Below are 14255 nucleotides of genomic sequence, written 5' to 3'. Positions count from 1 at the left end.
GCCCTATGCTGGCTAAGCTCACAGGTTGGTTGTTGTTGGGAATCGTCCGGTTGCTCACTGGCGCGCAGGCGCGCTGGTACGGCTGCCCACCGAAGGCCGAGCAGCGCATCTATTTCGCCAACCACCAGAGCCACGCCGACCTCGTGATGATCTGGGCGGCCCTGCCCGAAGAATTGCGCAGCATCACGCGGCCCATCGCGGCGCGCGACTACTGGGCCAACACGCCGTTCAAGCGCTGGATCACGACCGAGGTGTTCAACGCGGTGTATGTGGAGCGCGCGGCCACGGCGCCCGGCGCACCTGTGACGTCCGCGCCGGTGCAGGCAGAGGCAGCGCCTGCATCCGCTGCAGTCGGTGCGCAGACCGAGCGCATCGAGCCTTCGATGGAGCCCCTGCTGCCCCTCGCGCCGCCCCTTGCCCAGGCGCCTGCGGAGCCGGTGAACGAAATGCAGGGCGTGCTCGACCTGCCCGCGCCGCCACTTCCCCCGCCGCCCGTTGAACCGCCGCCCATTGCAGAGCCGGAGGCGCCAGCCGCGGCCGCAGCGCCCGCCATCGACCCGCTGGCACCGCTGGTCGAGGCGCTGCGCAGCGGCGACTCGATCATCATCTTCCCCGAAGGCACGCGCGGCCACACCGGCGAGCCGCAAAAGTTCAAGTCGGGCCTCTACACGCTCGCGACGATGTTTCCCGACGTGGTGCTCGTGCCGGCCTGGATCGACAACGTGCAGCGCGTCATGCCCAAGGGCGAGATCGTGCCGGTGCCCATTCTTTGCTCCGTCACCTTCGGCGCGCCGCTGCGCGTCGAGGAAGGCGAGGAGCGCCGCCCCTTCCTCGATCGCGCGCGTGCCGCGGTGATCGCATTGCGCGACGTCTGACGACATGAACCAGTTCCTGCGCAGCCTCACCCCGACCCAGCAGGTCGCGGCCCTCTTTCTCATCGTCTTCGGCCTGCTGGTGATCATCAGCACCGCCGCCTTCTTCCTGAGCTTCAGGGAAAAGCGCAACCCGGTGCACGACGCCGCCTGGCAGGCCGAACTCGCGCATTACCGCGCGCTGCTGGGCACCACCTGGTTCATGGTGCTGGTCTTCTGGATCGGCTGGGCGCTGGGCGAAACGGTGGCCACCGTGCTCTTTGCGCTGATCTCGTTCTTCGCGCTGCGCGAATTCATCACGCTCTCGCCCACGCGGCGCGGGGACCACCGCAGCCTGATCCTCGCGTTCTTCGTGGTGCTGCCGATCCAGTTCTGGCTGGTGGCGACCGCGCGCTTCGACCTGTTCACCGTGTTCATCCCGGTCTACGTGTTCCTTGCGATCCCGGTGGCGAGCGCGCTGGCCAACGACCCGAGCCATTTCCTCGAGCGCAACGCCAAGCTGCAGTGGGGCATCATGGTCTGCGTCTACGGCATGAGCCATGTGCCGGCGCTGCTGCTGCTGAGCTTTCCGGGCTACGAGGGCAAGAGCGCGTTCCTCGTGTTCTTCCTGGTGTTCGTGGTGCAGACCTCGGTGCTGGTGCAGCACCTCATCTCGCGGCGCACGCAGCGCACGCCCTTCGCACCCAACGTGAGCCGCAGCTTCAACTGGACCAGCTGGGGCATCGGCATCGCGGTGGCCAGCCTGGTGGGCGCGCTGTTCTCGTTCATCACGCCGTTCAAGTTCGGGCAGGCGCTCGCGGTCTCGGTCATCGCCTGCATCGCGGGCTCGATGGGGCACCTGGTGATGAAGGCGCTCAAGCGCGACCGGGGCATTCCGAACTGGGGCCAGAAGGGCGTGGGCGTGACCGGCGCGAATGGGCTGCTCGATCGCGTCGATGCGCTGTGCTTTGCCGCACCCATCTTCTTCCACTCCATCCGCTGGTACTTCAACGCCTGACAGACATGCGCATCCTCGGCATCGACCCCGGCTTGACGACCACCGGCTTCGGCGTGGTGGATGCCGACGGCCATGCGCTGCGCTACGTGGCCAGCGGCACCATCAGCACCCGGCACCTGGGCACCGGCAACCTGCCGGCGCGCCTGAAGGTGCTGTTCGACGGCATCGCGGAAGTCGCGGCGCGCTACCAGCCCGATGCGTCGGCGGTCGAGATCATCTTCGTCAACGTCAACCCGCAGTCGACGCTGTTGCTCGGGCAGGCGCGCGGCGCATGCGTGACCTCATTGGTGAACTGCAAGCTGTCGGTGGCCGAATACACGGCGCTGCAGATGAAGAAGGCGGTGGCGGGCCACGGCCAGGCCGCCAAGGCGCAGGTGCAGGAGATGGTCAAGCGCCTGCTCGACCTGCCGGGCCTGCCGGGCGCGGATGCGGCGGATGCGCTGGGCATTGCGATCACGCATGCGCAGGTGGGGCGGTCGATGGCGCGGCTCGCGCAGGCGGCGGAACTCTCCAGGAGCCACGCCGGCACCTACCGGCAAGGGCGTTCGCGCTGAGGCCTCCGGAAAAAGAAAAGCCTCAGGCAACGCGCTCCGCGATCAACACCGCGAAGAAGCCGAATGCCGCGAGCAGCGTCCACTTGAGCACGATCCAGCCGAAGCGGCGGTACTTGACCTGCCCCGTGCCCGCGTAGAACGCAAAGGACACGCCGGCCACCAGCAACAGCAGCAGGATGGCCCAGCGAAAAAGAAGCATCTTTGGAGCGCCGGCCTACCAGGCCCGCGCCACTTCGCCGAAACCGCGCGGTGCGCGCTTTTCGTCCTCGAAGGTCACGACCTCGTAGGCGTCGCTGTTGGCCAGCAGTTCGCGCAGCAGCTTGTTGTTGAGCGCATGGCCCGAGCGGAACGCGGTGTAGGCCGCCAGCAGCGGCTTGCCGATGATGTAGAGGTCGCCCATCGCATCGAGGATCTTGTGCTTCACGAACTCGTCGTCGTAGCGCAGGCCGCCGGCATTGAGCACCTTGGTGTCGTCCATCACGATGGCGTTGTCCAGGCCACCGCCGAGGGCCAGGCCCTTGCTGCGCATGTACTCGACTTCCTTGGTGAAGCCGAAGGTGCGCGCGCGCGCGATGTCGCGGCTGTACGAATCGGTGCCCAGGTCGAACTCCACGCGCTGGCCGGTGGAGTTGACCACGCGGTGGTCGAAGTCGATCTCGAAGCTCAGCTTGTAGCCGTGGTAGGGCTCCAGGCTCGCCCACTTCTCGTTGGCGCCCTCGCCTTCGCGCACCTCGACCTTGCGGGTCACGCGGATGAAGCGGCGCGGCGCCTTCTGCAGTTCGATGCCCGCGCTTTGCAGCAGGAACACGAAGGACGATGCCGACCCGTCGAGGATCGGCACTTCATCGGCCGTGATGTCGATGTAGAGGTTGTCGATGCCCAGGCCCGCGCAGGCCGACATCAGATGCTCGACCGTCTGCACCTTCGCGCCGCCGGTCGAGACCGTGGATGCGAGGCGCGTGTCGGTCACCGCTTCGGCAGTCATGCGGATCTCGGCCGGCTCGGGCAGGTCGACGCGGCGGAACACGATGCCCGTGTCGGCCGGTGCCGGCCTGAGGGTCAGTTCCACGCGTTGCCCGCTGTGCAGCCCCACGCCCACGGCGCGGCTGATCGACTTGAGGGTTCGTTGTTGCAGCACGCCGGGGATTTTAGGCGCGCCACGGCTGTGGAGGCCTATTCCCCTCGCTATGGCAGCGATAGACATGAGGTCTGTGCAGTCACTGCGATGGACGCAAAGGGCACGAAGTGAACGCAGCGCCTAGAGCCGGCGGAAGTCCCTTTCAGGTCTTCCCCGTACCCCTTGCGAACCTTCGTGCCCTGAGCGTCCGGTCGCATTCCGTCAATCGGCTTGACGGCGCAGGAAAGCCGGGATCTCGAAATCGTCCATGCCACCCGACGACAGCGCATCCACCTTGGCCGCGGCCATGGTGCGGTTGGTGCGCCACACGCTGGGAACCGCCATGCCGTCGTAGTTCGGCTGGCTGCCGCCGACCGAGTGGCCGCCGGCGTGGCCGACGCCGCCCATGGTGGGCACGTTGAACGGGATGTTGTCGGTGCCGGTGCGAATGACTTCCAGCGTCGGTGCCTGGCGGCGTGCGTCCGCGCGCGAGAGGCCCGTGGCCACCACCGTCACGCGCATCTCGTCGCCCAGGCTTTCGTCGTAGGCGGCGCCGTAGATCACATGCGCATCGGGCGAGGCGTAGGCGCGGATGGTGTTCATCGCGAGCTTCGACTCGTTCAGCTTCAGCGAACCCTTGGAGGCCGTCACCAGCACCAGCACACCCTTGGCACCGGAGAGGTCGATGCCTTCGAGCAGCGGGCAGGCCACGGCCTGTTCGGCGGCGATGCGCGCGCGGTCGGGGCCCGCGGCCGCAGCCGTGCCCATCATGGCCTTGCCCGGCTCGCCCATCACGGTGCGCACGTCTTCGAAGTCGACGTTCACGCCGCCGTACTCGTTGATGATTTCCGAGATGCCGCCCACGGCGTTCTTGAGCACGTCGTTGGCGTGAGCGAAGGCCTCGTCCTGGGTGATGTCGTCGCCCAGCACATCGAGCAGCTTTTCGTTGAGCACCACGATCAGCGAATCGACATTGGCTTCGAGTTCGGCCAGGCCGTCGTCCGCGTTCTTCATGCGGCGGCCGCCTTCCCAGTCGAAGGGCTTGGTCACCACGCCCACGGTGAGGATGCCCATTTCCTTGGCGATGCGTGCGATCACCGGCGCCGCGCCGGTGCCCGTGCCGCCGCCCATGCCGGCGGTGATGAACAGCATGTGCGCGCCGTCGATGGCCGCGCGGATCTCGTCCACGGCGGCTTCGGCGGCTTCACGACCCTTGTCGGGCTTGCTGCCAGCGCCCAGGCCACTGGTGCCCAGCTGGATGATCTTGTTCGCGCTGCTGCGGGTGAGCGCTTGCGCATCGGTGTTCGCGCACACGAACTGCACGCCCTGCACGCCGCGCTCCATCATGTGGGCGACCGCATTGCCGCCGCCGCCGCCGACACCGATCACCTTGATCTGCGTGCCTTGGTTGAATTCTTCGACTTCGATCATTTCGATGGTCATTTGTAGCTCCTTGAATTTGCAGTTGCCGTTGTGTATCTGTGAATGTTCTTGAGTACCGTGCCGCGTTCAACGAGTGTGTCGTCGCGATGGTGGACCTGTGCGTCGCCATCGTTCGTTGAAGTGCAACGGCGGACTGCCGCGTGCGAGCCAGAGTGGGGAGCGATGCATGGTCAGAAGTTCCCCACGATGAAGTCCTTGAAACGTCCGAACGCAGTCTTTACCGACCCGTTCTTCTGTGCGACCTTGAAACCACGCATGCGTGCGAAGCGTGCCTCTTCGAGCAGCCCCATGACGGTAGCCGCACGGGGCTGCGCCACCATGTCGGACAACGCGCTCGAATACTTCGGGATGCCTCGGCGCACGGGCTTGAGGAAGATGTCTTCACCGAGCTCGACCATGCCCGGCATCACAGCGCTGCCGCCGGTGAGCACCACGCCCGAAGAGAGCACCTCTTCGTAGCCCGACTCGCGCACCACCTGCTGCACCAGCGAGAAGATTTCCTCGATGCGCGGCTCGATCACGCCGGCCAGCGCCTGCTTGCTCAGCATGCGCGGACCGCGATCGCCCAGGCCCGGCACTTCCACCTGCTGGTCGGGATCGGCCAGCAGTTGCTTGGCGTAGCCGCTCTCGACCTTGATGTCTTCCGCGTCCTTGGTGGGCGTGCGCAGCGCCATCGCGATGTCGCTGGTGATCAGGTCGCCCGCGATCGGGATCACCGCCGTGTGGCGGATCGCGCCGTTGGTGAAGATCGCCACGTCGGTGGTGCCCGCGCCGATGTCCACCAGCACCACGCCCAGTTCGCGTTCGTCCTCGGTCAGCACCGCCTGGCTGGAGGCCAGCGGGTTCAGCATGAGCTGGTCGACTTCCAGGCCGCAGCGGCGCACGCACTTGATGATGTTCTCGGCCGCGCTCTGCGCGCCGGTCACGATGTGCACCTTGGCTTCGAGGCGCATGCCGCTCATGCCGATCGGCTCCTTCACGTCCTGGCCGTCGATCACGAATTCCTGCGGCTCCACCAGCAAGAGGCGCTGGTCGCTCGAGATGTTGATCGCGCGCGCGGTCTCCACCACGCGGGCCACGTCGGCGGGCGTCACTTCCTTGTCCTTCACCGCGACCATGCCGCTCGAATTGATGCCGCGGATGTGGCTGCCGGTGATGCCGGTGTAGACGCGGCTGATCTTGCAGTCGGCCATCAGCTCGGCTTCTTTCAACGCCTGCTGGATGCTCTGCACGGTGGCGTCGATGTTCACCACCACGCCGCGCTTCAAGCCGTTGCTCGGCGCGATGCCCAGGCCCGCTAGCTTGAGCTCGCCGCCGGGCAGCACCTCGGCCACCACCACCATCACCTTGGCGGTGCCGATATCGAGTCCTACGACCAGGTCTTTGTATTCTTTAGGCATTGAAATATGTCCTCGATTCCTCGATGAGCGCTACTTGATTTTTCTTGGGGCCTCGGGCGAGACCGTGGTGACGCCGCGCAGCCGCAATGCATACGCTTCGTTGTGGCGCAGATCGGCGCCTTCGACATCGGCCACCGTGCGGTGGTACTGGCCCGCGACCTGGGTCACGGACTTGAGAAAACGCTGCAGCCGCGCCGACACTTCCTCGCTCTGGCCTCTGCCCAGTTCCAGCTGCGCGCCGCTGTCCAGCACCACCTTCCAGCTGCCCCGGCTCGACAGCGTGAGCTCGTCGATGCCGAAGTCGTAAGGCTCGAACTGCGGCGCGAGCACGCGGTACATGCCCAGCACCTGGCCGGCCTGCTCGATCGGGCCGTCCAGGCGCGGCAGCTTGTCGTCCACTTCGGCCACGTTCGCTTCGAACACGTCGCCGAAGCCGTTGATCAGCTTCGAGCCCGCTTCGTCGCCCCATGTGGCCACCGGCACCTGCTCGGTCAGCGTCACGCGCAGCTTGTTGGGGAACTCGCGCCGCACCACCGCGCTGCGCACCCACGGCACCGATTCGAAGGCGGTGCGCGCACGCGCAAGATCGATGGTGAAGAAGTTGCCCGAGAGTTGCGGCGCCACATTGGCCCGCAGCGTGACCGCGTTGTTGTGCGTGACCTCGCCGTCCACCTTGATGCCGGCGAGCGGGAAGAAAGGCTGGCGCAGCACCCACCACGCACCCGCCGCCAGCAGCATGACCGCCACCACCACGAACGCAAGGTTCGCGACGATGTTCATGAGCTTGACGTCGAAGGGTGCCTGGATGCTGTCGGCCATGGCTATTGCGCTCCTCCCCTGGCATCCAGCGAAGCGGAGGCCAGCACGCGCAGGCACAGCTCTTCGTAGGGAATGCCCGCCGCGCGCGCCGACATCGGCACCAGCGAATGGCTGGTCATGCCGGGCGAGGTATTCATCTCGAGCAGGAAGGGCTTGCGGTCGCTGGCGCGGATCATCACGTCGGCGCGGCCCCAGCCGCGGCAGCCGAGCGTGTGGTACGCGGCCAGCGTGATGCGCTGGATCTCGTGCTCCTCGGCCGCGGGCAAGCCGCTTGGGCACCGGTACTGCACGACGTCGGTGAAGTACTTGTTCTGGTAGTCGTAGGCGCCTTCGGGCGCGGCGATGCGCACCACCGGCAGCGCGCGCGCATCGAGCCCGTGGCCGAGCACGGCACAGGTCACTTCCTCGCCTTCGATGAATTCCTCGCAGAGCACGTCGGCGTCGTACTTCGCCGAGAGCGCGACGGCGTCCTGCATCTGCGAGTAACCCTCGACCTTGGTGACGCCGATGGACGAGCCCTCGCGCGGCGGCTTCACGATCAGCGGCAGGCCCAGCACGTCGGGCACCACCATGATCTGCTCGCGGCTTTGCTGGTCGAAGGCCAGGCGCACGTACTTGGGCGTGGGCAAGCCGTCGGCCTGCCAGATGCGCTTGGTCATGACTTTGTCCATCGCCACGCTCGAGGCCATGACGCCCGAGCCGGTGTAGGGAATGCCCAGCAGCTCGAGCGCGCCCTGCACCGTGCCGTCTTCGCCATGGCGGCCATGCAGCGCGACGAAGCAGCGCGCGAAGCCGTCGCGCCTGAGCTCCACCAGTTCGCGTTCGGACGGGTCGAAGGCGTGCGCATCGACGCCGCGCGAGCGCAGGGCTTCGAGCACGCCGTTGCCGGACATCAGCGAGACCTCGCGTTCGGCCGAACTGCCGCCGAACAGCACGGCGACCTTGCCGAAGAGTTTTGGATCCTGAAGGCTCACGAGGCCCTCCCCTTGCGCGAGACGCGCTCCGATGTTGATGAAGAAGGCGTGGCTGCGGCGGTCGCAAGGTTCGCGAGCGCGACCACCTTGCCCGGCACCGCGCCGATGGACCCCGCGCCCATGCAGAGCACCACGTCGCCCGGCAATGCGTTGTCCAGGATGGCTTGGGGCATCGCGGCGATGTCGTCGACGAACACCGGCTCCACCTTGCCGGCCACGCGCAGCGCACGGGCCAGCGTGCGGCCGTCGGCCGCGACGATGGGTGCTTCGCCGGCGGCATATACCTCGCCGAGCAGCACCGAATCGGCCGTGCCGATGACCTTCACGAAGTCCTCGAAGCAGTCGCGCGTGCGGGTGTAGCGGTGCGGCTGGAAAGCCAGCACCAGCCGGCGCCCCGGGAACGCACCGCGTGCGGCCGCGATGGTCGCTGCCATCTCGACCGGGTGGTGGCCGTAGTCGTCGATGACGGTGAAGCTGCCCGCATCGCCCGGCACGCTCACTTCGCCGTAGCTCTGGAAGCGCCGGCCCACGCCCTTGAAGCCGGCCAGGCCGCGCTGCACCGCCTCGTCGGCGATGCCCAGCTCGACCGCTACCGCGATCACCGACAGCGCATTGCGCACGTTGTGCTCGCCCGGCAGGTTCAGCACGATGGGCAGGTCGGGCAGCGTCACGCCGTTGCGGCGCTGCGCGGTGAAATGCATCTGGGCGCCGACCGCGCGCACGTCCACCGCGCGCACCTGGGCGTCTTCGCCGAAGCCGTAGCTGGTGACCGGGCAGGTGACCTCGGCCACGATCTCGCGCACCGCCGGGTCGTCGGTGCAAAGGATGGCCACGCCATAGAACGGCATGCGGTGCAAAAAGTCAACGAACGCCTTCTTGAGGTTGGCGAAGTCGTGCCCGTAGGTCTCCATGTGGTCGGCGTCGATGTTCGTGACCACCGCCATCACGGGCAGCAGGTTCAGGAACGAGGCGTCCGACTCGTCGGCCTCGACCACGATGTAGTCGCCGCTGCCCAACTGTGCATTGGCACCGGCGCTGTTCAGGCGCCCGCCGATCACGAAGGTCGGGTCCAGCCCCGCCGCATCGAGCACGCTCGCCACCAGGCTGGTGGTGGTGGTCTTGCCGTGCGTGCCCGCAATGGCGATGCCCTGTTTCAGGCGCATCAGCTCGGCCAGCATCAGCGCGCGCGGCACCACCGGAATGCGCTTCTCGCGCGCGGCCAGCACTTCGGGGTTGTCCGACTGCACCGCGGTAGAGGTGACGACCGCGTCCGCGCCCTCGATGTGCGCGGCCGCGTGGCCCACGAAGGTGCCGATGCCCAGCCCGGCGAGCCGGCGCAGCGTGGCGCTGTCCGACAGGTCGGAGCCGCTGATGCGGTAGCCCAGGTTGAACAGCACCTCGGCGATGCCGCTCATGCCCGAACCGCCGATGCCCACGAAATGGATGTGACGAATCGCGTGCTTCATTTCACCAACTCCTCGCAGGCACGGACGACCGCTGCCACAGCGTCGGTCTTCTGCATGGTCTTGGCCTTGGCGGCCTTGTCGATCAGCGCGGTGCGCTCGGTTTTCTGTAGCAAGTCGGCCAGCAATTCAGGTGTGAGGTCGCTCTGTTGCACCAGCCAGCCGCCGCCCGCGTCCACGAGGAAGCGGGCATTGGTGGTCTGGTGGTCGTCGACCGCGGAAGGAAAAGGCACGAACAGCGCTGCTGCGCCGACGGCCGCGATTTCGGTGACGGTGCTGGCCCCGGCGCGCGCGACGATGATGTCGGCGTCGGCGTAGGCCTGCGCGGTGTCTTCGATGAAGGGCGTGAGTTCGCCTTCGACGCCCGCCGCCGTGTAGTTGGCGCGCAGTTCATCGATCTGCTTGGCGCCGCTCTGGTGCAGCACCTGCGGACGCGTCTCGGGTGCGATGCGGGCCAGCGCCTGCGGCACCACGGTGTTGAGGCCGCGCGCCCCCAGGCTGCCGCCCACCACCAGCAGCCTGAGCGGGCCGGTGCGGCCCGCGAAGCGCGTGGCCGGGTCGGGCTGCGAAGTGAACGCCGCGCGCAGCGGGTTGCCCACCCACTGCGCCTTCTTCAGCACGTTCGGGAATGCGGTGAACACGCGGTCGGCCACGCCCGCCAGCACCTTGTTGGCCAGGCCCGCGACCGAGTTCTGCTCGTGCAGCACCAGTGGCTTGTTGAGCAGCACGCCCATCATCCCGCCCGGAAAGGTGATGTAGCCGCCCAGGCCCACGAGCACGTCGGGCTTCACGCGGCGCACCACCTGAAAGGCCTGCCAGAAGGCGCGCAGCAGCTTCAAGGGCAGCAGCAACAGCGTGACCGGCCCCTTGCCGCGCACACCGCCGAACTGCACCGGCTCGAAGGCAAAGCCGCGCGGCGGCACGAGCTTCTCTTCCATGCTGCCGGGCGCGCCCAACCAGTGCACGCGCCAGCCGCGCTCGCGCAATGCCTCGGCCACGGCAAGGCCCGGGAAGATGTGGCCGCCGGTGCCGCCGGCCATGACGAGCGCAGTGCGGCCGGTCATACGCGCCCTCCGCGCATCAGCGGCGCATTCGCGCCGCAGCGCTTCGCGCTGACGCGGTTTTGACGAAACCACGTTCTCATACGCGGCCTCCGCGCATGAGAACGCGGTTTTCATAGTCAATGCGCAAAACAATCGCCAGCGCCACCAGGTTCATCAGAATGGCCGAGCCCCCGAAGCTCATCAGCGGCAAGGTCAGCCCCTTGGTCGGCAGCGCGCCGAGGTTCACGCCCATGTTGATGAAGGCCTGGAAGCCGATCCACACACCCACGCCCTGGGCCACGAGACCCGAGAACACGCGGTCCAGCGCAATGGCCTGGCGGCCGATGTGCATGACGCGGCGGGTGAGCCAGAGGAACATGCCGATGATCAGCAGCACGCCGACCAGGCCGAATTCCTCGCCGATCACGGCGAGCAGGAAGTCGGTGTGCGCCTCGGGCAGCCAGTGCAGCTTTTCGACGCTGCCACCCAGGCCCACGCCGAAGATCTCGCCGCGCCCGATGGCGATCAGCGAGTGCGAGAGCTGGTAGCCCTTGCCCAGCGCATGCTCCTCGCTCCACGGATCGAGGTAGGCAAAGATGCGCTCGCGGCGCCACGAGCTGCTCGCCACGATGGTGCCGAAGGCCACCACCACCAGCGTTGCGATCACGAAGAACATGCGCGCGTTCACGCCGCCCAGGAACAGGATGCCCATCGCGATCACGGCGATCACCATGAACGCGCCCATGTCGGGCTCGGCCATCACCAGCATGCCGACCACCACCACCGCAACGCCCATCGGCAGCACGGCGCGGAAGAAGCGCTCCTTGATTTCCATCTTGCGCACCATGTAGCTGGCGGCGTAGAGCACCATGGCGAGCTTGGCGAGTTCGGAGGGCTGGAAGCGCATGAAGCCCAGCGGCAACCAGCGGCGCGCGCCGTTGACGTTGATGCCGATGTGCGGAATGAGCACCGCCACCAGCAGCAGCAGCGAGGCCACGAAAAGCCAGGGCGCGGCACGCTCCCAGGTCTTCATGGGAATCTGGAACGCCAGCAGCGCGGCGATGAATGCGATGGCCACCGAGGCCGCGTGCCGCGTGAGGAAGAACAGGGCGCCGTAGCCGGCGCGCGCGAAGCGCGGGTTGTCGGGCAACGCGATGGAGGCCGAGTACACCATCACCAGGCCCCAGGTCAGCAGCGCGACCGTCACCCACACCAGCGCCTGGTCGAAGCCCAGCACGCGCATCGGCGTGGCCTTGGTCTGCGAGATGCCGGCGCCGCCCAGGCGCACCGGCAGGTGCACCGGCAGCGAATCGATGCCGCTGCGGGCGCGCCTGAACCAGCCGCCAAAGCGGCTCGGGCGGGTGTTCGGCGTGGCGCCGGCAACAGAGGTGTTCACAGCGTGTCCTCCGAAGAGGGACCGGCGAGGGATTCGCGCGGTTCGTCCTCGAGCGCCAGCACGGCCTCGCGGAACACCTCGGCGCGGTGCTCGTAGTCGTTGAACATGTCGAAGCTCGCACAGGCCGGTGACAGCAGCACGGCATCGCCGGGGTTGGCGCGCGCCGCGGCGAGCTTCACCGCTTCGGTCAGCGTGGTGGCGTGCATCAGCGAGACGCCGGTGTTCGCCAGCGCGGCCTCGATCAGCGGCGCATCGCGGCCGATCAGCACCACGGCGCGCGCGTGGCGGGCCACGGGGTCGGCGAGCGGATCGAAGTCCTGGCCCTTGCCCTCACCGCCCAGGATGACGACCACGCGGCGGTCCTCGCCCAGGCCGTTCAGCGCGGCGACGGTCGCACCCACGTTGGTGCCCTTGCTGTCGTCGAAGTACTCGATGCCGTCGATCAACGCGATCGGCTCCACACGGTGCGGCTCGCCCCGGTATTCGCGCAAGCCGTAGAGCATGGGGCCCAGCGGGCAATCGGCGGCGCTGGCGAGCGCGAGCGCGGCCAGTGCGTTCATGGCGTTGTGGCGGCCGCGGATGCGCAGTGCGTCGGCGGGCATGAGGCGCTGGAAGAAGATTTCTTCTTCCACCACCGCGCCGCGCTTGCGCTTCTGCGTTTCGTCGGCTTCGAGGGCACGCACCAGCCAGGCAACGCCGTTGATGCGCTCGATGCCGTAGTCGCCGGGGCGCAGCGGCATTGCGCCGCCGAAGGTGACATGCGCGCGGATCAGCGGGCGCTGCAGCTTCACACGCACGGGCGGCGGCAGCATGGCCATCACGCCGGCGTCGTCGCGGTTGAGCACCAGCAGGCCGTGCGCGCCGAAGATGCGCGCCTTCGCGGCCGCATAGGCAGGCATATCGCCATGCCAGTCGAGGTGGTCCTGAGTCAGGTTGAGCACGGCTGCGGCGGTCGGCTCGAAGCCCTGCACGCCGTCCAGCTGGAAGCTGGAGAGTTCGAGCACCCAGACGTCGGGCAGCGTCTCGGCATCGATGTGCGCGGCCAGGGTGTCGAGCAGCGTCGGGCCGATGTTGCCGGCCACGGCCACGGTCTTGCCGGCGCGCTCGACCAGCTGGCCGGTGAGCGCGGTGACGGTGGTCTTGCCGTTGGTGCCGGTGACGGCCAGCACTGCAGGGGTGTAGCCCTTGGGGGCCGGGGGCTCCTCGATGGGCACCAGCGGAAGTTGGGCGGTCGGTTCTTCTTCCACCGCGGCGGAGGCCGGGTTGGTGGCGGAGATCTCGGCGATCTTGGCAACGAAGTCGGCGGCCTCGCGCGCAGCCGTGGGAACGTAGGGCTTGCCGGTGGCGGGCAAACGCGAGCCGGTGGCGGGCAAAACCGCAGGCGCCGTCGCTCCGGGCGCGGCATCGGTGGCTGCCGCGGCTTCTGCAGCCGGTACTGCGTCTTCCGTGGGCGACGAAACCGGAACGCTCAACGAAGGATCGCGCGGCATCGCTTCTGCCATCGCGGAAGCTGCAGGTTCGGTCGGTTCGGCAGCGTCCGTGCTTTCGGCTGCTGGAACGGGCCCGGCGGCTTGCGCAGGCACTTCAGCCGGTTCGGCGACTTCGGCAATTTCGGTCGTCTCGGCAGGCGCAACCGCTTCGGCTTCGACCTGTTCTTCTGTCGCTGCCGACACTTCCGGTGCGGAGGGGACTTCCACCGCCTCCACGGGTGCGGCTTCCGCCGGTTCGACCGTCAAGGCCAGCTCTGCCTGCGCTTCGGGCAGTGGGGTTTCTGCAGGGACTTCTGCAACGGGCTCAGCTTCGGCAACTTCCACCGGAGGCACTTCGACCGTCCGCAAATCCAGCAGCGCGCGCGCGAAGAGATCCAGCTCGCCACCAACCGTGAGCCCCACGGCGCGTGCCGCATCGACAACCGGCGCAATGGTCGCGGGCGACAACCCTGGCGAGCGATACACCGCACGAATGGGTGTGCCCTCGACCAGCGCGGCCGAGAACGGCCCGCCGACGAAGCGCACATCGGGCAACTCCGCCTGCAGTGTCGCCAGCGCGGCGGGCGCCTCGCGCGTGTCCGCCACGGTCACGATCGCTCCGTGGCGCGCGCACCAGCGCGTCATCGCCAGCCCGGACGCACCGAGGCCGAGGATGAGGACGGGGAGATCTTTCAGGTGGCGCATCGG

Annotated in this window: 13 protein-coding genes; 3 read left to right on the top strand and 10 right to left on the bottom strand. The window is 67.7% G+C overall.

Features of this window, described 5'->3' with window-relative positions:
- Positions 1-5 precede the first annotated feature (5 nt).
- Genes ABIC90_RS13770 through ruvC form a run of 3 tightly spaced genes read left to right on the top strand, consistent with a single transcriptional unit; the run spans position 6 to position 2423 of the window.
- Positions 6-875 (top strand): lysophospholipid acyltransferase family protein, encoded by an 870-nt coding sequence (locus tag ABIC90_RS13770; protein WP_354354675.1) that lies wholly within the window; start codon positions 6-8, stop codon positions 873-875.
- A gap of 4 nt (positions 876-879) precedes the next feature.
- Positions 880-1869, top strand: a complete 990-nt coding sequence (locus tag ABIC90_RS13765; protein WP_354354674.1) for a phosphatidate cytidylyltransferase — start codon at positions 880-882, stop codon at positions 1867-1869.
- 5 nt (positions 1870-1874) lie between these two features.
- Complete coding sequence (gene ruvC / locus ABIC90_RS13760; RefSeq protein ID WP_354354673.1) at positions 1875-2423, top strand: crossover junction endodeoxyribonuclease RuvC; 549 nt, start codon at positions 1875-1877, stop codon at positions 2421-2423.
- Between the two features lie 22 nt (positions 2424-2445).
- On the opposite strand, the gene ABIC90_RS13755 is transcribed toward ruvC, so the two are convergent.
- From ABIC90_RS13755 to murD, 10 genes are all read right to left on the bottom strand, one after another.
- Entirely contained in the window at positions 2446-2622 is a 177-nt protein-coding gene (locus tag ABIC90_RS13755) for a hypothetical protein (protein WP_172839926.1), read from the bottom strand.
- Positions 2623-2637: 15 nt separating this feature from the next.
- On the bottom strand, positions 2638-3561 hold the full coding sequence (lpxC, locus tag ABIC90_RS13750) for a UDP-3-O-acyl-N-acetylglucosamine deacetylase (RefSeq protein WP_354354672.1): 924 nt from the start codon (positions 3559-3561) through the stop codon (positions 2638-2640).
- 201 nt (positions 3562-3762) lie between these two features.
- Complete coding sequence (gene ftsZ, locus ABIC90_RS13745; RefSeq protein ID WP_354354671.1) at positions 3763-4983, bottom strand: cell division protein FtsZ; 1221 nt, start codon at positions 4981-4983, stop codon at positions 3763-3765.
- A gap of 170 nt (positions 4984-5153) precedes the next feature.
- On the bottom strand, positions 5154-6383 hold the full coding sequence (gene ftsA / locus ABIC90_RS13740; RefSeq protein ID WP_013539446.1) for a cell division protein FtsA: 1230 nt from the start codon (positions 6381-6383) through the stop codon (positions 5154-5156).
- A gap of 30 nt (positions 6384-6413) precedes the next feature.
- Positions 6414-7202, bottom strand: a complete 789-nt coding sequence (locus ABIC90_RS13735; RefSeq protein ID WP_354354670.1) for a cell division protein FtsQ/DivIB — start codon at positions 7200-7202, stop codon at positions 6414-6416.
- 2 nt (positions 7203-7204) lie between these two features.
- Positions 7205-8176, bottom strand: coding sequence for a D-alanine--D-alanine ligase (locus tag ABIC90_RS13730; RefSeq protein ID WP_354354669.1), 972 nt, complete (start codon positions 8174-8176; stop codon positions 7205-7207).
- Positions 8173-9642 (bottom strand): UDP-N-acetylmuramate--L-alanine ligase, encoded by a 1470-nt coding sequence (gene murC, locus ABIC90_RS13725; RefSeq protein WP_354354668.1) that lies wholly within the window; start codon positions 9640-9642, stop codon positions 8173-8175. The genes ABIC90_RS13730 and murC overlap by 4 nt, the downstream gene beginning before the upstream one ends.
- Positions 9639-10817 carry an undecaprenyldiphospho-muramoylpentapeptide beta-N-acetylglucosaminyltransferase gene (murG, locus tag ABIC90_RS13720; protein ID WP_436318210.1) on the bottom strand — a complete coding sequence of 393 codons (1179 nt, stop codon included), beginning with the start codon at positions 10815-10817 and terminating at the stop codon, positions 9639-9641. The genes murC and murG overlap by 4 nt, the downstream gene beginning before the upstream one ends.
- A complete protein-coding gene (ftsW, locus tag ABIC90_RS13715; RefSeq protein ID WP_354354666.1) occupies positions 10780-12078 on the bottom strand; it encodes a putative lipid II flippase FtsW in 1299 nt (432 codons plus the stop codon). The genes murG and ftsW overlap by 38 nt, the downstream gene beginning before the upstream one ends.
- On the bottom strand, positions 12075-14252 hold the full coding sequence (murD, locus tag ABIC90_RS13710) for a UDP-N-acetylmuramoyl-L-alanine--D-glutamate ligase (RefSeq protein WP_354354665.1): 2178 nt from the start codon (positions 14250-14252) through the stop codon (positions 12075-12077). The genes ftsW and murD overlap by 4 nt, the downstream gene beginning before the upstream one ends.
- Between the last annotated feature and the right edge of the window lie 3 nt (positions 14253-14255).

Source organism: Variovorax boronicumulans (assembly GCF_040544675.1).
GTDB lineage: Bacteria > Pseudomonadota > Gammaproteobacteria > Burkholderiales > Burkholderiaceae_C > Variovorax > Variovorax boronicumulans_D.
Note: the sequence above shows the minus strand (reverse complement) of the source record. Positions and strands in the feature narration are given on the sequence as shown.